The following is a 22,239-nucleotide window of genomic DNA, read 5'->3' on the forward strand; positions in this document are numbered from 1 at the left end:
ATGCCACTTATCCTGCCTGTTAAAGAAAAATATCCGGAACTTGGAGCAGATTTGTTTATTGCACCCAATGCAACTATTGTTGGAGATGTTGTAATTGGAGACCGTTGTTCAATTTGGTTTAATGCCGTGATCAGGGGCGATGTGAACAGCATCACGATTGGTCGTGAAACGAATATCCAGGATGGAGCTGTTATTCATGCCACGTACCAGAAAGCGGCTACAGTTATTGGTAACCGGGTTTCCATAGGCCACAATGCGATTGTTCACGGCTGCACGGTTGAAGACCATGTGCTGATTGGAATGGGTGCCATTGTCATGGACCATGCCTGTATAGAGCCTTTTGTAATTATAGCTGCAGGATCTGTTGTTCTTGAGAACAGCCGATGCGAGTCTGGTTACCTGTACGCGGGTACGCCGGCCAGGAAGATCAAACCAATTACCAACGAGCAGCGTGCACTGCTTGAACGTCTTCCCGATAATTACCTGATGTACGCCGGTTGGTTTAGTTAGGGTGCAGCTGCCGGAACCTGGAGAACCTCATTTCTGTCCCAGTTGGCACGGATAGACATTTCTTTCTCTGCCAGCCAGATGCGTTCGGGCTGGATGCCCAGTTGCACGTTTCCGGTATCCCAGAGGCCATTTCTATTTGCATCATACACGACCCTGACAAAGTAGGTTTTTGCCTCGAAATTCGCGTACAGAATGGTTCGATTCTTGGTGATGATGTCTTGTCTTAGGATCGTTTCCTTTTTCTCGTCCAGAAGTTGTATCAGGTAACTGGACGCAGTGTCCGGGACCTGAACAGACAGACTCAATGTGCCATAACTGTCTTTGGGCTCTAGCTCGAACGTTTTGGTAAAAGCCTTGTTTTTTGTGTTGTAAATGGCTGTAAAAGCACCTTCAGCAAACTTAATGGTATATTTTCGTTTGGTACGCCAAGGATAGACCAATCGGTATTTTAGAAAATCGGTACTGTCTTTTTGAAGCTGAAAGTTCTGCCGGGTCAGTGAATCTTCCTGAAACGTAATCTTGCCGGCATCTGCAGACGTCACCGGCATATTGAAGACCAGTTCAAGATGGCGGTAAAAATTCAGGCGCGATCCGGCCAGGTTGTCTGCAGCAGTAAGGTTGCGTTCATACTTGGCATTACGTGCCCTGGTTAGACGAATGTTTTGAAGTACTTTTCCGGTATCTGATAGGGCAATCCCCACAGAGTCGAAATCCATACTCGTAAGCCATATTCTGGCGCTATCATTTGCAGCGCTGAATTTAACCAGTTTGCGCGCGTCGATTTCGGCGGGTTCTGTGATCGTAACAGCAGGCCGCTTTAATTGCCTGTTAAAAGACAGCAGGATGGAGCCGTCGCTGTTGATTTTCCTATCCAGAACCCGGAGTGTTCCCGCGTTTTCTTTAAATAGCCGAAGTTTGATGCTATCGATATTTTTATCAAGTTTAACGGGCTCTTTTACAAAGGCTACCTGATCATTGATTTGCTGATAAATTTTGTCGCCGCCATTTTCCTGTTCGCGAATGGCATATATTTTATATGTATCCGCACGGAGATTTTTAAGCATGAAGTTTCCGGAACTGTCTGTGGTAGTAAAAATAGAGGGCTTTCCTTTTCCAAACAACGTATCGCGTGACAAGGGAAGGATAAAGACCAGGGCTTCTTTAGGCGGTTCGCCAGTAAGTGCCTGAGTTACGTTGCCCGATATGCGCAGGGAGTCTAGTTTAGGCCCGGTAGAGAACACATATGTCAGGTTGTTCACCGTGTTGCCTTCATTGACGTCGCCTACAGATTTTCCGAAGTTGAGGGTATAGGTAGTATTTTTTTCCAGGCTATCCTGGAAAGTAACTTCCAGACGTTTGCCCCTGATCTTTAAAAGCGGGGGTTTCTCTTGTTCGGGTGATACAGAAAACTCCTTGAACTGATTTTGAAGTTTGAAATATTCATCGAACTCTATTGTGATTTTTTGAGCGCTGAAGTTTGTCGTCTGGTCTTTCGGCTCCATCCGCAATACTTTGGGTGGTTTTTCGTCTTTCGGTCCGCCCTGAGGTGCCTGCATGCTCGCGCAGCCGGCAAATAGCAAGATCAGGGCGATATAAATTACACGAAGCAGGCATTGGCGTGTTTCAGGCATTTTAAAGCGATTTAAGCGATTTTTATTGTCTTTGGATCGTTACGATCTAAAATATTTTTTAAGCGATTAATGAGCTCTATTTCAAGTCGCAGTTCAAAAAGTCAACATACTGATTATCAATTACTTAGAAATATGTACCATGAGGACAGAAATATCGGAAGGCGAAACACCCGAAATTCGGGAAGCTTGCCCGAGAGTTCTCGGTTTGATCTTAAATAGTTTTTCACGAGCTTCTTTCGAGATGGAGACTATTTTGTTGTAGTCAAAATCGGGATTGATTTCCTTGTCTTCCATGCGTTGCATCTTTCCAACAATTTCGAGTTCTTTTTCAAAATAGCTGTCATATTTAATTTTAATCTCCGCCTGTTCAACAGTCTCCTGATCGTGCTGCTGAAGCAATTCGAAGAGTCCGCCGTGAACTGTACTTAAATCACTTAAACTGACCTGTGGCCGGCATACTACGCTCCATAACTTAACGTTCTGAGTGAGGGGCGCTGTACCTAGTTCGGTTAAAAGCTCATTCGCATTATGCATTGACAGACTTTCCTTTTTCGTATATGCCACGATGGCGTCGGCATTGGCAACTTTTTTATTGACCTTATCAAGGCGTGCATTGCTAATCAGGCCGAGGTCATGTCCAATTGGCGTAAGCCTGATATCGGCATTATCCTGCCTGAGCAGGAGCCGGTGTTCGGCACGTGACGTGAACATCCGGTAAGGTTCTTCGGTTCCTTTTGTAACGAGATCGTCGATGAGTACACCAATATAACTTTCTGAACGTTTTAAGATCAATTCATCTGCTTCGTTGATTTTGCGATGTGCATTGATGCCTGCAATAAAACCCTGGCAAGCCGCTTCTTCATACCCTGTCGTACCATTAATCTGGCCGGCAAGGTACAGATTGCTGATCTGTTTGGTCTCTAATGAAAGCTGTAATTGAGTAGGAGGAAAGAAGTCATATTCTATGGCGTAACCGGGTCTAAACATTTTAGCTCGTTCAAATCCCGGAATCTGTCTGAGCGCACGTAATTGCACCTCTTCTGGCAGCGATGTAGAGAAGCCGTTGACGTATATTTCGCAGGTATGCCAGCCTTCTGGCTCTACAAATATCTGGTGACGATCACGCTCAGCGAATCGGTTGATTTTATCTTCAATTGATGGACAATACCGAGGACCAAGCCCCTTTATACGGCCGGTAAACATGGGCGATTTTTCAAATCCCTCCTTTAGGGTTTCGTGTACCCGATCATTGGTATACGTGATCCAGCAACAGCGTTGATCTTGTGAAAGTGGGACATCTGTGAAGCTGAACCGTCCTCGTTCTTCATCTCCCCACTGCTCTTCCATTTTGGTAAAATCAAGACTTCTGCCATCGACGCGCGGAGGAGTACCCGTTTTCATCCGGCCAGCTTCAAGGCCTAGTGATACCAGCTGTTCGGTAATTCCAGTAGAAGCGCGTTCTGCGGTTCGGCCACCTCCAAAGCGCTTTTCACCAATATGAATGGTACCATTCAAGAAGGTACCGTTTGTCAGGACGACCGCCTTTCCGCTTATTTCAATGCCTAGAGCTGTAACTACCCCTTTTACCTGGTTATCGCTAACAAGCAGGCCGATTACATTATCTTGCCAAAGATCGATGTTCGGGTTGGCTTCTAATGCAAGTCTCCATTCCTCAGCGAACCGCATCCGGTCAATCTGCGCGCGCGGGCTCCACATTGCCGGACCTTTTGAACGGTTTAACATCCTGAATTGGATGGTCGTCTTATCTGAAATTATACCTGAGAGGCCACCTAAAGCATCAACTTCTCTCACAATTTGGCCTTTTGCCACGCCTCCCATGGCCGGATTACAGCTCATTTGTGCGATTGTTCCCATGTTCATGGTTACAAGCAATACAGAAGATCCGAGGTTTGCAGCAGCAGAAGCGGCTTCGCATCCGGCGTGTCCTGCACCAACAACTATGATGTCGTATTCTTTAAACATTGTATCGGTTTAGGTTCCACGTGAAACAACATGCTCATGTTTCACGTGGAACGTTATTTTTCTGACAGCTCAATCCATACTTCCGTATGGTGATCAAGTTCTTTTTGTAACTGTAACAATTGATCTGAAAGCATCTGAATCTTCTCAAAATCAGTGCCGTCAGTATTGTTCAACTCAACCGTTAGATCAGCAATCTTTTTCTCGATCTCACTAATATTTTGTTCTGCCTGGATTAGTGCTTGCTGCTCTTTAAACGTTCGTTTCTGGGTGCTATTGCTTGCGGATGAGACTTGCTTTGATTTCTCTTTTGCAACTTTGGCGTTTTCCAGGCTCAGGCGATACTCCGAATAGTTTCCATTATAAACACGAACCTTTCCTTCTCCTTCCATGATAAACAATTGGTCGCTCATCTTGTCAAGGAGATAGCGGTCGTGTGAAACCAGCATCAGAATGCCCGGGAAATTTTCCAGAAATTCCTCCAGAACATTCAAGGTATCAATGTCGAGGTCATTCGTCGGCTCATCGAGGATGAGGAAGTTCGGGTTTTGCATAAGCACCCGCATTAACTGAAGCCGCTTGCGTTCTCCACCACTTAACTTCTCCACCATACCATGCTGTTTTTTGGGAGGGAAGAGAAAAAGTGTCAATAAGGCCGAGGCAGAGATTGTAGAACCATCGGCCATTTTAATATACTCGGCAGTCGATTTAACTACATCAATCACCCGGTCCTTTTCATTGAAGGCAAGTCCGCCCTGACGGTAATAACCAAATACAGTCGTTTCTCCGATGTCGACCTTTCCGGAATCGGGAGCAAGCACACCTGTCAGAATATTCAATAAAGTTGACTTGCCAGTTCCATTCTTGCCAGCCAGGCCTATTCGGTCTCCTTTTTTAAAAACATACGAAAAATCATCAATAATGGCCCGGCTGTCAAACGTTTTCTGAATATGATCCAATTCCAGGATTTTTCCACCCTGGCGAGACATCTTCATATTTAATGTAACGGACTGATTTGAAGACTTTTGCTTAGTTTTTTCCTCCAAATCATAAAAGGCATCGATCCGCGCCTGAGATTTGGTGGCCCGGGCTTGTGGTTGCCTGCGCATCCACTCCAATTCTTTCTTAAGCAGGTTCTGATTCTTTTGAAGTGAACTTGCTTCTGAAGCTGAACGCTCTGCCTTACGCTCCAGAAAATAGGCATAATTGCCTTGGTAACTGAACATCTTTCCCTGATCCAGTTCAACAATACTGTTGCAGACATTGTCAAGGAAGTACCGGTCGTGCGTAACAAGAAGGAGCGTCTTATTACCCGTGGTCAGTAACTTTTCCAACCACTCTATTGTATCAATGTCCAAATGGTTAGTCGGCTCATCAAGTACGAGGAAATCAGGATCGTCGATCAGGAGTTTAGCCAGAGCAAGCCGCTTGCGCTGACCGCCAGATAGGGTACCGATCTTTTGTTGCAGATGCTGAATTCCCATGCGGCTGAGAATGGTTTTGATCTGGTGCTCAAATTCCCAGGCGTTATGTTCACTCAGATCCTCATATAACTTATTCAGTTTATCCTGGTCCGGATCGGGATCTTCGAGTAATTCTTCATATTCTCGGATCAATTGCTGCTGGCGGTTCTCGGTTGAAAAAATGAAATCACTGATGGAATAGGCTTCGTTAAACTGTGGATCCTGGTCCAGAAAACCAATCCGCACCGATTTGTTTTTAACGATTTTGCCTTCTAACGGCTCGAAGCGCTCAGCCAAAAGCTTTAACAAGGTGCTTTTGCCTGCGCCATTTATGCCTACAAGCGCTACGCGCTGTCCGGGCTGGATGCCCAGGGTCAGATTCTTAAACAGCCATTCATCATGGTAAGCATGACCTAAATTCTCAGCAGCAATTAACGTACTCAATTCTATCTATCTATGGTAAAAACGTACAAAAATAGGCAATATAACTGAGTATTGCAGGTGAGTGGTTCAGGTTCAGGTCATTTTCAAATGAGCAGAGTTGTTGAATAAGCAAAAGTGGGGACAGGTCCAACAACATCAAAACCAAAAAGCTGCTATAGCGCAGACCGTTTTTCAAGGCAGCGATCTTCCATCGCTGTCATCTTTAGCTTATCCTGTTTCGTTTTGTCGGTATAACCAAGCAAATGCAGTGTTCCATGGATGAGAATCCGGCAAAGCTCATCAAAGAAAGCAACCTGATATTGCGCTGCATTTTCCTGAACGCGCTCAACGCTGATAAAAATATCGCCCGCCAGCACACCTTCTTTTTCTGCATTGTCAAATGTAATGATATCCGTCAGGGTATCGTGCCGCAGGTATTTCTGGTTCATCTGCAAGAGGTAGGCATCAGAACAGAAAATGAAATTCAGCTCCTGCAGGCGGGCCCCCTCATCGGTTACACATTGTTTGATCCATTTACGAAGAAAAAGCTTTTTAGAAGGGACAAAGTCGGTTTCTTCAGAAAAAAAGTTGATCAATGCCATGCTGTTATTTTTTGCGCAAATCTAACAATTTGTAGTATTCGCCAAGTTTTTGCCTGTAATAACTGTTCAGACCGGGGGGAGCTTTCTCGATCAACTCTTCAGCCTGGGCATGCTCCTTCCTGAATTGTTCCAGCATTTTTTGATACCCCGGTGGAATATCACGACCGGCCCGGCTTTCGCGGCGCTCTTCCTCATCCTGGTCCCGCTCAGCTTTTTCTGCGTCGAGCAATTTGGTGAGCAGGTTCTTCTGTCGCATCAGCGTTTCCTGCTGCAATCTTTTGTTGACCAGATCATTCTCCGTTTGTTTCATCTCATTGATGGTCTGATTGAGATTGCCCAAACTGCCTTTACCATCTTTGTTTTTTTCAGTGTTCAGCTTCTGAAGCGCTTCCCTGATCAACTGCTGCTGCTGGGCCATACGGGCAAATTGCTCACTCATCTGGCCTTTTGGTACTTTCCCTGCATTGCCTGATTTTTGCATTTGTTCGCGGGCCTGCTGCATGTTCTTATTCAACTGCTCCTGCATTCTGGCAAGTTGCTGCATGCCCGCGCTTTGTTTGCCTTTGCCTTTCCCGCTGGCATTTTTTTGTGCCCGCTGCATTTGCTCGAGTGCCTCATTCAGCATGACAGCCAGTGTGTTTAACGAAGTCATGGCAAACTGTTGAAAACGGTTCCCCTCTGCTGTACGGCGTTCCCCAAGGCTTTCCAGGCTTTTATCAATATTAAAATTGATTTTATTGACTTCCTCGTTAACCGGCGTCTCGATCTGTGGAACGCGCCTGCTCAGCGCATACAGGCTATCGGCAACAGTTTTCATGTTGTCTTTGATGTTGCGCTGCCGTTGAACGGCGGCTGCGTAAGCAGGGTCATTGCCGTTCATTTTTTTCAGGGCGGTCATGACCTTTTCCTGCTCAAATGAAGCCTTTAACAGATTTTCAAGCAGTTTTCGAAGATCGGCCGTGTTGACTTTGTTTTCAGCTGATTCAGACTCCTGCTGCATTTCTTCCATTTGCCTGGCCAGCTGCTGCATCTGTCGAGCGGCCCGTTGTTGTTTACCGGCCGACTTCTCCTTTTCGTTTTTGCTCAATGCCTGGCTGCTCTCCTCCATAGACTTACTGATGTCGTCCATTTCTTTTTCGGGCGGCCTGAATTGATTGGGACGTTCCAGGCGCTGGTCTTTTTGCTGCAGCTCGGCCAACTCTTTCTTTAGCTCAGATAGTTTCCCAGACAATTGGTTTTGAGCCTTTTCAAGCTGGGAAGGAGCGGAACTTTGCTTGCCTGTCTGCGCGGCGAGCTCTTCCTGGGCTTTGGCGAGATCCTTCAGTGTTTCTATGCCAGATTTTAGTTCCTGTTCAAATTCAAGCTGTTTATAAAGTTCGAGGATGCGGTCCAGCTCATTTTTAACTGTTTTGTTATCAAGCTGCATTTTGCTCATCTCCTGTGTGACCCGCTCCTTGTTGTTCTGATCGATAAGTGCCTGGAGTTTTTCCAGCATTTCACGGGTCTTTTCATCCAGCGCATTGTTAAACAGCTCTTCAATCTGCCTCTGTTTTTCCTGAAGATCAGCGTCTTGCATGGCTTCGTTTTGCTCAGCATTTGTCTGCTGTTGCAGCTCCCGGATCTCTTTTACGGCCTGGTCAAGCTGTTTTTGTTTCTGAAGCAGCTGGCTGATCTGTTTACGGTCTTCGCTGCTTAGCTGTGCTTTGTCCAAAAAGGACTGGCCTAGTTTCCGGGTGTCTTTTTCAACCTGTGCCGCCAGGTTTACGGCCGCTTTCATTTTTTGTTTCAGCGATTGGCTGTTGGTGCGCAGGCGCTCTTTTTGTTCGCTTTCGGTGTCAACCTGAATAACGCCCGGTATCGAACGGACTGTCTTTGCTCCATTAATGCCGTCATTATCAGATACTTCGAAAAAGTATTCCACAACATCGCCGGGATTTACCTGGCCCTGATCCAGTTTCCAGGCATGGAAAAAGCGCTGGGCAGATGCGGGACCAAGCCTGAGGCGGTGACTGACAGAGCGCCGTGTTTTGCCGTTCTGCTTGATAACATATTTGAAAAAGAGAGAACTGAACCCGTGATCGTCTGCAATGGAACCTGTAAAATAATAGGCGTTGCGTGCAGATGAGTCGGTGTTCTCAATGATGTCGATTTCAGGCGGCTGGTCTTTTATAACACGTATGGAATGGCTGATCGAATCGCCGGCCTTATTAGCCGCATTCAGCGGTTGAACGGTGTATTGGCCATGATGCCTGACTAATGCTGTAAAGGAAGCGCGCTTGCCGGCTACTTCAAGGATGTGCGTGTTGTGATCCAGACCAAAAATCAGGCGGCTGGCATGTTCTGTCGCAATCTCCCAGGTGACCGTAGCGCCCTCGGGAACCTCCAGATCGCCGGCCTGCTCAGCAGTTCTGCCTGTTTTTGCCAGGTAAGCAGGGTAAACAATCCGCGCCTTCATATGTAGAAGTGTAGGTTTTAGGATGACAGTAACGGTAAAACCAGCCGAGGTAAAGCCGCCGCCGCTGAAATATAGCGTTCTGGACTGCTGCAGGTTGCGCAGGGTGTAACGGAAGCGCGACAGACTTTGTTTTTCCGCTTTGTAGCGGTTAATACCATCCTGCACATAGACTTCATTTGGAATGACCGAACCTTGCAAAGCGACATCAAGTTCCAGGTCGCTGCCCTGCATGACGGTTAGCTGCCTGTTCATTAATCTAAATGCAAAAGGTGCCTTCGGCGGAATGTAGCGGTCATACTCGATCAAACCAGTCGTGCCTTCGCGCAGTATGGCGGGAGCGATAAGGGCAATGAGCAAAATGGCAGAGGCAGGAAGGAGGAGAAATTTGAGGTACCTTCTGTTATCGCGCATGCGTACAGCTGTATAGAAGGGAACCGGACGCAATTCTGAAAGGCGCTGTTCAATGCCCGCTGCGATCAGGCGGCTGTTCTGAGGATCAAGCTCTGACAACTGCTTCAATTGAAGCGTATTTAATAGTTTATCTCTGACCCCTGTAAAATGACGGCCAATTAAGGTAGCCGCTTCCTCGGTGCTCAGGTGCCGCCCTATGCGCAGCAGAGAAAGAAAAGGGCGCAGCATCCAGTAGCCAATTACAACAGCTGAGGCTGAAAGAAAGAAAAAAAATACTGCAGTTTTAACCCCCGCACCCGGGTGTGCAAAATAAATCCATGAAAATATAAGCAGGTACATGGCCAGGATGCAGGCACCGGCATAAATGCTGCCCCGAACAACCTTGCTCAGGTAAAATCTTCTGATAAACCCGTCGATCTTATCCAGTAAAGCCCTGTACTGATCTCTTTCCATCACGTAAATATATCAAATCATGGCCAAATTGCGCCCACTGCATACCGAAGGGTGTAATGCCTTTCATTTCATTTCGGATGGTTACAGGCGGCAGCAAAAATATGAGGTAATAGAAAGATAACTTGCCGGGAAGAGATAAAAAACTATTTTTGGAAGTTCAAGATGTAATGAAATGAAACACATGCTGCGTCGCTCCCTGACGATTTGCCTTTTGATGGCTTGTACACTGACCGTCTTTGCACAAAAAAACTGGAACATGAACGGCATTATTGCCCATCGCGGGGCCTGGAAAAAGCAAAATATACCAGAGAATTCCATCGCGGCGTTGCGCGAAGCGGTGAGATTGGGCTGTTATGGCAGTGAGTTCGATGTTTGGATGACGGCAGATAACATCGTCGTCGTGAATCATGACCCCGATTTCCTGGGAATGAGCATAGAAAAATCGACCTACGAGCAATTGCTGGAAAAATCACTTTCCAACGGCGAAAAAATACCTACGCTCGACGCCTATCTGAAAGAAGGGCTTAAACAGCGTGGTACCAGGCTGATCCTGGAAATTAAGACATCGAAGTTGGGGCTGGACCGCTCGCTGGCCCTGACAGAACAGGCAGTAGCTGCTGTCAGGAAACACAAAGCCACAAAGTGGGTAGACTATATCGCCTTCAGCTATGATGTTTGCAAAAAAATTCTTCAACTCCAGCCTGGAGCAGTCGTTTCTTACCTGAACGGCGATGTATCTCCGGCGCAGCTCAAAGCCGACGGCCTGGCCGGTGCAGATTACCACTATTCAGTTTATCAGAAAGATGGAAGCTGGTTTGAAGAAGCCCGCAAGTTGGGTTTGACCACCAACGCATGGACGGTCAACTCGGCTGAAGACATGCAATGGCTTCTCGCGCACCATATAGATTATATTACGACCAACGAGCCCGAACTGCTGATCGAAGAGCGCAAAAAATCGCCGGCTCTTCAGGGCTGGAAATTGAAATGGGCTGATGAATTTAACTACAAAGGCCTTCCGGCCGATGATAAATGGGCATATGATGTCGGCGGAAGCGGCTGGGGGAACAATGAATTGCAGTTTTATACGAAGGCAGACAGCACCAACGCACAGGTAAACAAGGGTATACTCTCGATCATCGCCAGGAAAGATAAAAGGGAAAACAGGGACTATACATCAGCCCGCCTGGTGACCAAAGGAAAATTTGACTGGAAATATGGCCGGGTCGAGGTGAGGGCCATGCTTCCGAAAGGAAAAGGTCTTTGGCCTGCCATCTGGATGCTGCCCACGGCCTGGAAATATGGCGGATGGCCGAAAAGCGGGGAGATCGACGTTATGGAGCATGTCGGCTTTACGCCCGATACCGTCTATGGCAGTGTGCATACCGAAAAATTTAACCATGCCATCCGCACACAGGTTACAAAAGGCATAAAAATCGACGATCCTTATAACAGCTACCATGTCTACAGCGCAGAATGGTTTGCCGACCGCATTGACTTCTATTTAGATGGTAAAAAGTACCTGTCTTTCCCAAAGAAAGGCGCAGATCCGGCCGTGTGGCCATTCGACCAAGACTTTCACCTGTTGATCAACCTTGCCGTTGGCGGCAATTGGGGTGGCATGAAAGGACTTGACCCCAACGTTTACCCGGCCGTTTTTAAGGTTGACTACGTACGTGTATTTCAGAAATAAGGGGGGCGTTTAGTCTTTCGGATTGCCGTTGAAGATATCGTCGGGAGCAAAAGTATCGGTTTCGATGATCGAAATAAATTCTGCAAAGGCATGCGCAATGGTTTCACCTTCAGGAATGTGTTTTTCCATCCTGATCTTCAGGTAATTGATAGCGATGTGGAAGAAGTTGTAGGAATGTTTTTCAGCTCGCTCAAGGGCACTTTCCAGGGTGCCGAATGCTTTGTCCTCTTCGCCGGTAAGCCGGTAAAATTCTGAACGGAAAATGTCAAGAAGTATCCAGGAGAAATTGCTCAGGTAAACTCCGGTTGGCTCGGCGGTCAGCCGTTCAAAATGGGCCACAATCTTTTTTGCGGTGTTTAACCGGAGGTTATAGAGGCAAAAGAAACCATTGAAAATGAGCAGCAGTGATACCGACAGGTCATTTCTGCGCTTAAAGAGGTCGGGATGACGGTCGTTCAGGGTCTGAATAAATAAGTTTCCTTCGCGGAAACGGCCGGAGGTAAGCAATACCACACAACTCATGCGGTAAGCAATGAGTTGGAACGGGCTCGGAGGAGAGGTGTCTGAGCTCACATCGGTCTCTATAAACGAAGCGATGGCTTCATTTGCCCGGCTTCCCGGTACCTGCCCGGAAAGTATATAATGAAAATAGGTGAGCAGCTCGATCGGGTCGATGGGGAAAATTTGCCTGATCCGGCTCCGGTTTTTCTTGAGGCGGTCAAGAGCTCTTTTCAACTCGGCTTGTTTCATCTCAGTTACGAGTACGCTGCACCACATGACCTGTACAAGCAAATCTGTATCGCCTTCATGCAGGTTTTCTGAAAGGAGATTAACCGTCTTTTTGAAAGGTTTGCTGTACAGTTCTCCGCGGTGCAGCAGGCTCGCAAACGCACGCTGCTGGCGCTCGTCGTGGATAAGCGGACGGTGCTGGTGAAAAAGGTAATTGAACTGGGCGCACATGAACTGGAAGACCTCCTGTTTTTCTGAACTTGTAAAGGGCAGATCGAACAGGTTATGGAGTGTATCAAGCCGGCCGTTCTTCAGGCTGAACCTGATCAGCCAGCCCAATAAAACAGCCCGGAACTTCGCATCAGCGTAAATTTCAAGAATATGGGTAAAAGTTTCCCGCGCCGGTTGCGACCTGAACGACTCTATGATCTTATTGAACAGAAAATAAGTATAGATAGCGGGATGCGCAAAGCGGATGATCTCGGTAGGGACAGCCGTTTTAAAGTATTTTTCTTCGATCAGTATTCCTTCAGAGAGAAGTTCGCCATAGTCGGTAGTAAAGGTACTGATATAAGTAAGCACCTCTTCTTTGGGAACGCTGTAGCCTTTTTCACTCAGCTTCATAAAGCCGCTGAGTTTGTTGATCAGGAAGTTCTTCTCGGTGCTTTGCTGCGCGAGAAAAAGTTTGGTTTCTACATAACTTTCAATCAGTTCGAAATACAGGACCGGGCTGTTCAGTTTGGGAACCTCCGGCCGGGTTTTGATGAGACGGTAATACTGGAACCAGAACGGCATGCTGAACAGCGAAAGATTCAATGGATGAACAGCTTCGGGGCTGAGCTCTTTGCCTTCCTGCCGGCTCAATACGTTTACGATCTCGGCAGGCGTAAATTCTGGGATATTTGTAAGGTTCTCCCGGTCAAAAAAACTGCCGCGGAACCAGTTTCGGCTCAGGTAGTCTGACCTGAAGATCTCCTGTTTCATAGATAACCAGACAGCTACAGGCATGCTCAGCACAACCTTGATCCAGTCGCAGTCTTCTGTCAGGTACAGAAAGTCGATGATGTTCTGCAGGTAGCTGTTTTTAAAGATGTTGTCTTCGACATCATCGAAAATCAGAATGACTTTACCTTTTCTTTCATGCGGATACCGGTCAAAGTAATTCCGGTAACCCTGAGGATTACCCGGGCCAAACCGGTCAGCCAACCAGTGTGTCAGGTCTGTTCCGGGCAAAGCCCATTTATTGATGGTGTACCAGTTAAAGAACAACACGACATGCTCATTGTGCTCGGCATGGCTCTGCCTGAAATACTGCATCGTAAGTTGTGCAAGAAGCGTCGACCTACCCTGAAGCGGCTGTGCGGACAGGCAAAAAAAAACCTGGCGCGATTTCAGAAAATGTTCGAAATCGTGGTAAAGAAAACTTCGCAGCTCAGTCTGATTGAAGGCGATTCCCGAGATGTTCCTGATGTGGATCAACGTTACATCGGTGATGAGCTGGGCTTCCTGCCTCAGTTCATTCCACCGCGAATAGTTCGTTGCAGAGGGTGTATCATTTTGGCTGACACTTTTGCAGAAGGCATTCCAGTTTCTGAATCCGGCATACTGGGCCAGGGTATTAAGCGTAAAGGCGGAAAAATTGTGCGTAATTTTGGCAAAGCCAAAGAAACGCTTCAGTGTGGTTTCACTGATGTATTTTTTAGTTAGCTCAAAGATATGGTTCGAGATCGCCTTGCAGCTGCCCGGGTCTACAGTCGGTAGCCCGGATTTTATTTCTACGCTGTTTTTTAGTTCACTCAGATAATCTCGGTGCGGCATCAAATACGACAGTTTGCGTTTATACAGTGATAATATAAATCAAAAACAGCTCAAAGTAAGCAGAACCTTCACTGGTGAATGGCAAACAAACTGCGAAAGCACCGGCACGGAATGCCATTAACTGACGGCGATCCAGAGACTTATGTGGTGGGGATGTTGCACAACTTCGAGCTTATTTTTTGATCTTCAAGTATGCTAAACCAAACGAACAAAAGCATCACATCTTTTGCAATGAATAAAATGAACAGTGTTTGTAGGAAATCAATGGATGAAATGAACGGCTGACAGATGCGGAGGTGCGCTTAGTTTTGGCTCGTGGAATTATGGGTATAAAATTCCGCATACCGAACAAAACTTTTCACGTAAACGCGCTACCATGCTAAAAACCTCTACGCCGAGAACCCTGAAACAGTTGCTGCGTCCTCTCAGGTACGTCTTGCTACTATTGTTAACGCTCATTTCTTCTGTTTCTTATGCGCAGTATAAACAAAGAGTTTATGCCAACACGGAAACGAACACTGTCGAAGCGGCAGGAAACGTCCAGCTTCTTGGCGGTATAAACCTATCGCTCGCGCAAGCTCTGCAACAGCTTGGTGTAGACCTTGCAGATCTTGGTTCGGTAACGAACCCTGCAAACGCGGTCGATATTACACCAGCTACCGCGCCGCGTACTTTCAGCCGGCTCAGTGCAACGTATCTGGACCTGAACCTGCCGCTGATTGCAAGGGTTCGCGTTGGTGCGCGTGTTAGCCAAAACCTGCGGTTTCCGTCTGTGGTCGCTGCGAATGCGCCAGTTACGCTGAAACTCGGATTTGGCGGGGGGGTTGCACAGACCCTGCTGGACGGGTTGAATATACAGGCTACGTTAAACGGCGTGCCGGTAGGGCCCGTTATTACCAAGACAAATAATGTTTTAGGCCTGTTGGGCAACCGTTCTGTCGTGGAACTCACTTTTACACCCGGCGTTGCTTATGACGGGGTGCGGCTACTTCTGAACTCTGATGGGCTGATTGCCTCTCTGAATGCTTTTCAGTCGGTAGATGTGTATGACGCCTATTACATGGCCGACGTATCCTCGCTCGCTAATTGCGATGCGCCCTTCGATGCCGTTTTTGGTGCCAATGCCTCTATTTCGGCATTGGGCAGCGTAACCGACCCTTATAACGCGATTGATAACAATCTCAACACCTTTGCCACCCTGAATTCGGGAGCAAGTGTCATCCCAACTCCAAGCCAGGGGGTTTACCATACCTCCATATTTCCTACATTAAGCCGGGCCGGCGATTCCGTTAAAGCGGTAATCAGTTTCCCGGGAACATTACTCGAAGCTCAGTTGCTCAGTTCAATAAGTTTCCAGACACTGAATAAAGGCGATGATGGGGTCGAGTCTGTTGTACAAACCTTTACCGGCAGTACGCTCCTGAGCCTTGAACTTTTATCAGGTTCTACAGACCGCGCGGTGGTTTCGTTCAAAACAACGCAGCCATTTAACCGGGTAAGGGTACTTTACGGCGGTGTGGTCGTTGCCCTGCAGTCGATGCGTTTGTACGAAGTGAGCCGGGTGGCGACAAATCCGGTAGTCGAAGTTCCGGGACTGGATCCTGTTACAAATACGCTGACAGTATGCCAGGGAACGCCGGTCGAACTTCGCATTACGAACCCGGAGGCGGGATCAACGTATCAATGGTACACCGCCGCCGCAGGCGGAAGCCCGGTTACCACGGGTGTCACGGCCAACGGAACAGTATTTAGCCCTACAGGCCTTGCGCTCGGTAATAACGTTTTTTACGTGTCCCTCGTGCGCAATGGCTGCGGTAACGAAGCCTCGGCCCGGACCCGCGTAACCATCACTGTAAATCCTGCGCCTGCCGCATCCGATATCCAGATCGCGGGCAACGGCGCACCTTTTTGTGCCGGCACCCCGGTTGTTCTGACTCCATCAGTTATCGCAAACCCCTCGGTCGCCATTCCCTTGCCGCTGTTCAGGTGGTACCGCAATGCCGACAGGACCGGCCTCATCACCAATGGCCTTACTGAAAACGGTGTTACCTATGCCATTGCGGCGAATGGCACGCTGACCGTTACCGGCCTTGCAGGCAATGCGACCTATTATGTCAGCGTTGCGGCGAACAACGGTACGGGTTGCGAAAGCGCGGCGTTGCAGGCGGTATCGGTAACTGTTAACCAGATTCCTCCGCCAGAAGCCATTACACTGAGCAGCAACATCGTGCAATGTACAGGCCTGCCTGTCGTGATTACCCCATCAGCCATTCCGTCCATTACCAATCCGGTTTTTGCGTGGTACAGGGATGCTGCCAAAACACAGCCGATCCTTGACGGCAGCAGTGACGGCGGTGTGACCTTTGCAATCGCAGCAAATGGTACCCTGACCATTACCGGACTGGCCACCAACGCCGATGTCAATTATTTTGTAACTGTAAGGGGAGACAATGCATGCGAGAGCGCTGCAGGCAAGGCCATCAATGTGAAGATATCAGCAGCTTTGCCGCCTCCAGCTTTTACAGCGTCGACAATCGACCTGTGCGGAACCGGCCAGACAGCAGCGTTTGAAATTACCAATAATGCGGGCGGCTTTACGTATACTGTATATGACGCGCCAACCGGTGGCAACCTCGTGACAACAGGCCTAACCATTGCCGGAAATACCATTTCTTTTGCCAATGTATCTGGCCCTGCCACATATTATGTCGAAGTAACCGGTGCCGGCGGTTGTGCCGGTTCTGCCCGCACTGAGATCAGGATCAACGTATCGCCGCTTGCGCCGGCAGGAGCCATTGCATCACTGAACGTAAATAACAATCCCGGAGGAAATGTGTGCGCAACAGCAGACGGGCGCATCATTCTGACGGCAACATCTACCGGCGTTACCAACCCGACCTACTATTTCTACGAAGGCAGTACGCTGCGGGGAAGTAACCAGACCGGCATTTTCGAAGTAACGCCTTTTACGCCAGGAGTGGCACTCACTTATTCGGTAGGCATCAGCGGAACCGGCCTGTGCGAAACTGCAGCCTCAGACCGTACCCAGGTAACCTTTACACCCTATTTACTGCCTGGCAACCCGACACTTAACTTAAGCGGTGTTCAGGCCATCACAGCCGGCACAACGGTTCAGCTGACCGTAACTCCGCAGCCGGCCGGAGCGGTAAGTTACCAGTGGTTTAAAGGTACAACACAACTCGCAGAAACATCTGCGACCCTTACGTTAACCAACGTTACCGCAGCAGACGCAGGCGAGTACAGGGTTGTAGCTGTGGGTGCCGGTGGCTGTACATCTGCCGCAGGCGCAACAGTGACGATCCAGGTGGCCGACCTGTCGTTCTGGGAAAGTTATGTTGTTGCCGGAGGCGGAACGAATGTTAAGGGCGGTGAAGAAGTAACCTGGACGCTGCATTTGCGTAACAACGGCAGCCAGGCAATCAGCAATTACCAATTCTCAAATGCCGTTCCTGCCAATACCATATTAACAAATATTACCGATGGCGGAACAGAGTCTGCAGGCCAGATTACCTGGGCGCCTGTAAATGTGAATCCTGGCGAAACCGTTACCCGTTCATTTACTGTTCGGGTAAATGGCGACCTGACCGGGGTAGCCGCCATTACAAATGTTGGCTTTGTAAGCGATGGTGTGAACCCGCCGCGTGCAGCCAACCCCGCCAGCCCGACCGACCCGAATCAGCCCGGCGACCTGACCAAACAAGGCTCCAGCGTGCCTGTGCAGGCTGTTAATAACACCGTAGCCTGGAAGAGTTTTGCGATCCCGGGAGGTGCAGCAACCGTAAAAGGCGGAGAAGAAGTAACCTACACCGTTAAGGTGCGAAATACCGGTAACCAGACGCTGACCAATGTTGTGGTGCGCGATGACATTCCCGCAAACACCACCTTTGTAAGGGTTGCCGACAATGGGATGCAAAACGGCAATCAGGTGGTTTGGAGCGGGGTCAATATTCCCGTTGGCCAGACGGCAAACCTGAGTTTTGTGGTCAACGTTAACGCAGACCTGACCGGCGTAACGAAAATAACCAACGTTGCCGTGGTCAATGACGGCATCAATCCGGAGAAACCGACACTGCCGCCAGATCCGGCCAATCCGAATGAGCCAGGCGACCCATCGACTCCGGGGACAGACATCCCCGTTCAGCAGGTAAACCAAACCGTTTCCTGGAAGAAATTCAGTATCCCGGGCGGTGCTACAACTGTTGCGGGCGGAGAAAATATCACGTATACCATAAAGGTTCGCAATACCGGTAACCAGGCGCTTGCCCAGGTACGGGTCAGTGACGCGATTCCTGAACATACCACTTTTGTCAGCGTTGGCAACGGCGGCGTACAATCGGGCAACCAGCTGACCTGGACAGGTGTGAGCGTGCCTGTAGGACAAACGGTTGACCTGAACTTTGTGGTTCGCGTCGATGCCAACCTGAGCGGCGTCTCGGCTATCCGCAACGTAGCGGTGACGAATGACGGGGTTAATCCTGACCAGCAAAGTATTCCGCCAGATCCGGCCAATCCTGACGAGCCGGGCGATCCCACGAAAACCGGTACAGACATACCTGTAAGGCAGGTTACACAGACCGTATCCTGGAAAAGCTACAGCATTCCGGGCGGGGCAACTACCGTTAGAGGTGGCGAAGAAGTAACCTATACCATTAGCATGCGGAATACCGGAAACCAGACCCTCAGCAATGTAGCTGTACGGGATGAAATTCCGGCCAATACGACCTTTGTCAGCGCGGCCGATAACGGCAGCCTGGCTGCAGGACAGGTAACCTGGACGGGTGTCTCGATCCCTGTTGGACAAACAGTAAGCCGCAGTTTTGTGGTTAGGGTCGATGCAGATCTGACCGGTGTTGGCCTGATCCGCAACATTGCCTATGTGAACGACGGTACCGGACCGGAGCAGCCGACTGCACCACCAGACCCGACAAACCCGAATGAGCCTGGTAACCCGGCAACACCCGGAACAGATATCCCTGTGCAGCCAGTAAACAGTACTGTAAGCTGGAAAGCCTTTAGCATTCCGGGAGGTGCTGCCAGCGTAAAAGGCGGCGAACAGGTCACCTATACCATTAAAGTCAGAAATACAGGCAACCAGGCCCTGGGTAATGTCACGGTAAGGGATGACATTCCTGCCAATACCACGTTTGTGAGCGTAGGAAACGGCGGAACGAGGAATGGCAATCAACTTACCTGGACCGGACTGAACGTTCCGGTTGGTGGTACCGCAAGCCTGAACTTCGTGGTGAATGTCAATACCGACCTCACCGGCGTAAATGTGATCAGAAACGTGGCAGTCGTTAACGACGGCATTAATCCTGATCAGCCCACACTGCCGCCAAGTCCGGGTAATCCTGACGAACCCGGTAATCCGGCTACCCCGGGAACCGACATCCCGGTTGACCAGACGACATCGACCGTTTCCTGGAAAGCGTTCAGCATACCTGGGGGCGCAACCAGCGTGCGTGGTGGCGAGCAGGTAACCTATACCATCCGCGTTCGCAACACCGGTAACCAGGCGCTGACGAACCTGACTGTCCGCGATGACATTCCGGCCAAGACAACTTTCGTCAGTGTTGCAGACAATGGCAGTATTACCGGCAACACCCTAACCTGGAGCAACCTGAACGTTCCGGTCGGACAGACGATTAGCCTGAACTTCGTGGTCAGGGTCGATGCAGACCTGAGCGGCGTCAATACAATTCGTAACGTCGCCGTTGTGAGTGATGGTGTGAATCCTGATCAGCCAACGCTGCCGCCAAATCCGACCGACCCGAATGAGCCGGGTAACCCAGGAACACCGGGAACTGATATCCCTGTTGAAACCGTCAGCGACTTTAATACGTCCATGACCGTTGTAACGCCGCGTCCGTCGGGCGTAGGCCGCGCAGGCGACCTGCTGACCTATTCGATCACCATAACCAATACCGGTAACCAGGCGCTCAGCAACGTAGCGATAACCGACGCATTACCTGCCAAGACAACTTTCGTCTCGGCAAACAACGGTGGCACGCTGAACGGTGGCAACGTACAGTACACCATCCCGTCTTTGGGCGTTGGCCAGAGCCAAACCGTTCAGCTGGTGGTCAGGATCAACAATGACCTGGCGGGAGTGACTTCGATCAGGAACTCGGCTACCGTTACGGCAGGCGGGAAAACGAAAAACACCGATCCGGTGGATGTGATCATCGAATGTATTGCCCCCGCAGCACCGGCGCAGATCACCACCACAGGCAATTCAATTTGTCCGGGCACCGGCGTCACACTGAATGTAGTTAACCCTGATCCTGAGGTTATTTACCGCTGGTACACTACGCAGACCGGCGGAACGCCAGTAGCAGAGGGCCCATCGTTTACAACGGGTAACCTGAATGCATCGGTGACCTATTGGGTCGATGCAACCCGGATTGCAGGGCAATGCATGAGTCCGGCACGTACGTCAATTACCATTAATGTGCTGACGCAGCTGGCTACACCGGCACCTGCGGTACTCAGTGCCACGGCAACCAGCGTCACTTTTGGCTGGCAGGCTATTCCAGGAGCGTCAGGTTATGAAGTCTCAGCAGACAACGGGGCAACATGGACGGCTCCAAGTGCGGGTGCAGCGGCAACATCGCATGTGATCAGCGGACTGAAACCGGATCAGCTGGTCAGCATTCGCGTCAGGGCAACCGGAGCGGCAGCCTGCCAGACCAGCACGGCATCTCCGCAGGTATCAGGAACCAGCGCGAATCCGCTTGGCAACGAAGTCTTCGTTCCGAATGCATTTACGCCTAACGGCGATGGACGGAATGACGTGTTCCTTGCATTCGGCAATACCATTACGAGCATCGAGATGCGCGTGTACAACCAATGGGGTCAGCTGATCTTCAGGAGCCAGAACATTCAACAGGGATGGGATGGAACCTTCAATGGAAAGATGCAGCCAACGGGCGTATATGTCTATTCGGTCGACCTGAAATTCAAGGATGGTACAAGCACACTGAAGAAAGGTACTGTGACACTATTGAGGTAATTAGCCAGAAACATCAACTAAAAAAGAATCCATGAAATCGACATCATTCGTTATAAAATCAATACTCGGCATCTGCCTGCTGCTTGGTGCAGCGGGCGGGGCCAGCGCTCAGGTAGATCCGCATTTCTCACAGTATTACGCTTATCCGCTCTGGCTGAACCCGGCCATGACCGGTGTATCTGACGGCGATTACCGGGCTGGCGTAAACCTTAAAAACCAGTGGGGTGGCCTGTCCAAGTCGTTCTTTACCGGCGGCGCTTCTTTTGACATGGCTGCAAGCGACAAACTTGCTTTCGGCGCAACCGTTATGAACCAGCGGGCGGGCGAACTGAGTTTCAATTACCTGACTGCGCTTGTTTCTGCGTCTTACCGGATCAGGTTTGGCCATTCCGGCCTGAACATTGTCAGCTTTGGTTTACAGGGAGGGATCATCAACAGGAGCTTTGATGCCTCGAAAGCTCAATTCGGCAGTGACTATAATCCTGTTACGGGAATTGGCGGGGGCTCTTCAGAAACGGTCATGTCTGAGTCAGCTACGCTGCCCGATGTAAATGCAGGTGTCCTCTACTTTGACGGCAATCCGGACCAGGTAGCCAATGTTTTTCTTGGGGTCAGTGCTGCACACCTGACACGGCCTACCGAGAAATTCCTGGGTAGCAGCCAACGACTGCCCATGCGCCTTACGGCCCATGGCGGTGCCCGGTTCAGGGTTTCCCAAAGTTTTGATATCGTTCCCAATGCGCTGGCGATGTTCCAGGGCAATGCTGAAGAAATCGCCGCTGGCGCCTACGGACAGCTGGCGCTGAACCAGGAGGCCAGCCTGCTTTTCGGCGGGAATTACCGCTTTGATGACGCAGGCATTGTAACGGCTGGTATCCAGTACAAAAACCTCGTCCTGGGAATCAGCTATGATGTAAATACGTCCAGCCTGAGAAGCGCGACAAACCGCAATGGCGGCCTGGAAGTGTCTATTTCCCTGGTTGGCCGCAACGGTTTGATCGGGCCCAATTTCTTCTGTCCAAGATTGTAATACTACGCGTC

10 protein-coding genes are annotated in these 22,239 nt (G+C 49.5%); 4 read left to right on the plus strand and 6 right to left on the minus strand.

The genetic code is table 11. The features are described from left to right. Nucleotides 1-510, plus strand: a complete 510-nt coding sequence (locus C7T94_RS02820) for a gamma carbonic anhydrase family protein (RefSeq protein WP_107213439.1) — start codon at nucleotides 1-3, stop codon at nucleotides 508-510. Here the strand turns inward: C7T94_RS02820 and C7T94_RS02825 are convergent. From C7T94_RS02825 to C7T94_RS02845, 5 genes are all read right to left on the minus strand, one after another. Then, on the minus strand, nucleotides 507-2,141 hold the full coding sequence (locus C7T94_RS02825; RefSeq protein ID WP_107213441.1) for an Ig-like domain-containing protein: 1,635 nt from the start codon (nucleotides 2,139-2,141) through the stop codon (nucleotides 507-509). The genes C7T94_RS02820 and C7T94_RS02825 overlap by 4 nt on opposite strands. A gap of 120 nt (nucleotides 2,142-2,261) precedes the next feature. Further along, nucleotides 2,262-4,124 (minus strand): tRNA uridine-5-carboxymethylaminomethyl(34) synthesis enzyme MnmG, encoded by a 1,863-nt coding sequence (mnmG, locus tag C7T94_RS02830; RefSeq protein ID WP_107213444.1) that lies wholly within the window; start codon nucleotides 4,122-4,124, stop codon nucleotides 2,262-2,264. A gap of 53 nt (nucleotides 4,125-4,177) precedes the next feature. Further along, a complete protein-coding gene (locus C7T94_RS02835; RefSeq protein ID WP_107213446.1) occupies nucleotides 4,178-6,028 on the minus strand; it encodes an ABC-F family ATP-binding cassette domain-containing protein in 1,851 nt (616 codons plus the stop codon). A gap of 152 nt (nucleotides 6,029-6,180) precedes the next feature. Then, nucleotides 6,181-6,609 carry an rRNA maturation RNase YbeY gene (gene ybeY / locus C7T94_RS02840; RefSeq protein WP_107213448.1) on the minus strand — a complete coding sequence of 143 codons (429 nt, stop codon included), beginning with the start codon at nucleotides 6,607-6,609 and terminating at the stop codon, nucleotides 6,181-6,183. Between the two features lie 4 nt (nucleotides 6,610-6,613). Beyond that, on the minus strand, nucleotides 6,614-9,928 hold the full coding sequence (locus C7T94_RS02845) for a DUF4175 family protein (RefSeq protein ID WP_107213450.1): 3,315 nt from the start codon (nucleotides 9,926-9,928) through the stop codon (nucleotides 6,614-6,616). 256 nt (nucleotides 9,929-10,184) lie between these two features. On the opposite strand from C7T94_RS02845, the gene C7T94_RS02850 reads away from it, so the two are divergent. After that, on the plus strand, nucleotides 10,185-11,618 hold the full coding sequence (locus tag C7T94_RS02850) for a glycerophosphodiester phosphodiesterase family protein (protein WP_239494909.1): 1,434 nt from the start codon (nucleotides 10,185-10,187) through the stop codon (nucleotides 11,616-11,618). A 9-nt stretch (nucleotides 11,619-11,627) separates the two neighbouring features. On the opposite strand, the gene C7T94_RS02855 is transcribed toward C7T94_RS02850, so the two are convergent. Beyond that, the gene (locus C7T94_RS02855) at nucleotides 11,628-14,165 is read right to left on the minus strand and encodes an NACHT domain-containing protein (protein WP_107213454.1); all 2,538 of its coding nucleotides are present in this window, start codon (nucleotides 14,163-14,165) and stop codon (nucleotides 11,628-11,630) included. Nucleotides 14,166-14,541: 376 nt separating this feature from the next. Between C7T94_RS02855 and C7T94_RS02860 the strand changes: the two genes are divergently transcribed. Both C7T94_RS02860 and C7T94_RS02865 read left to right on the plus strand, forming a co-directional pair. Beyond that, complete coding sequence (locus tag C7T94_RS02860) at nucleotides 14,542-21,198, plus strand: Ig-like domain-containing protein (RefSeq protein ID WP_107213456.1); 6,657 nt, start codon at nucleotides 14,542-14,544, stop codon at nucleotides 21,196-21,198. 31 nt (nucleotides 21,199-21,229) lie between these two features. Beyond that, the gene (locus C7T94_RS02865; RefSeq protein ID WP_107213459.1) at nucleotides 21,230-22,228 is read left to right on the plus strand and encodes a PorP/SprF family type IX secretion system membrane protein; all 999 of its coding nucleotides are present in this window, start codon (nucleotides 21,230-21,232) and stop codon (nucleotides 22,226-22,228) included. The last annotated feature ends 11 nt before the right edge of the window (nucleotides 22,229-22,239 follow it).

It is taken from the genome of Pedobacter yulinensis (assembly GCF_003029735.1).
In the GTDB taxonomy this organism is placed as follows: domain Bacteria; phylum Bacteroidota; class Bacteroidia; order Sphingobacteriales; family Sphingobacteriaceae; genus Pedobacter; species Pedobacter yulinensis.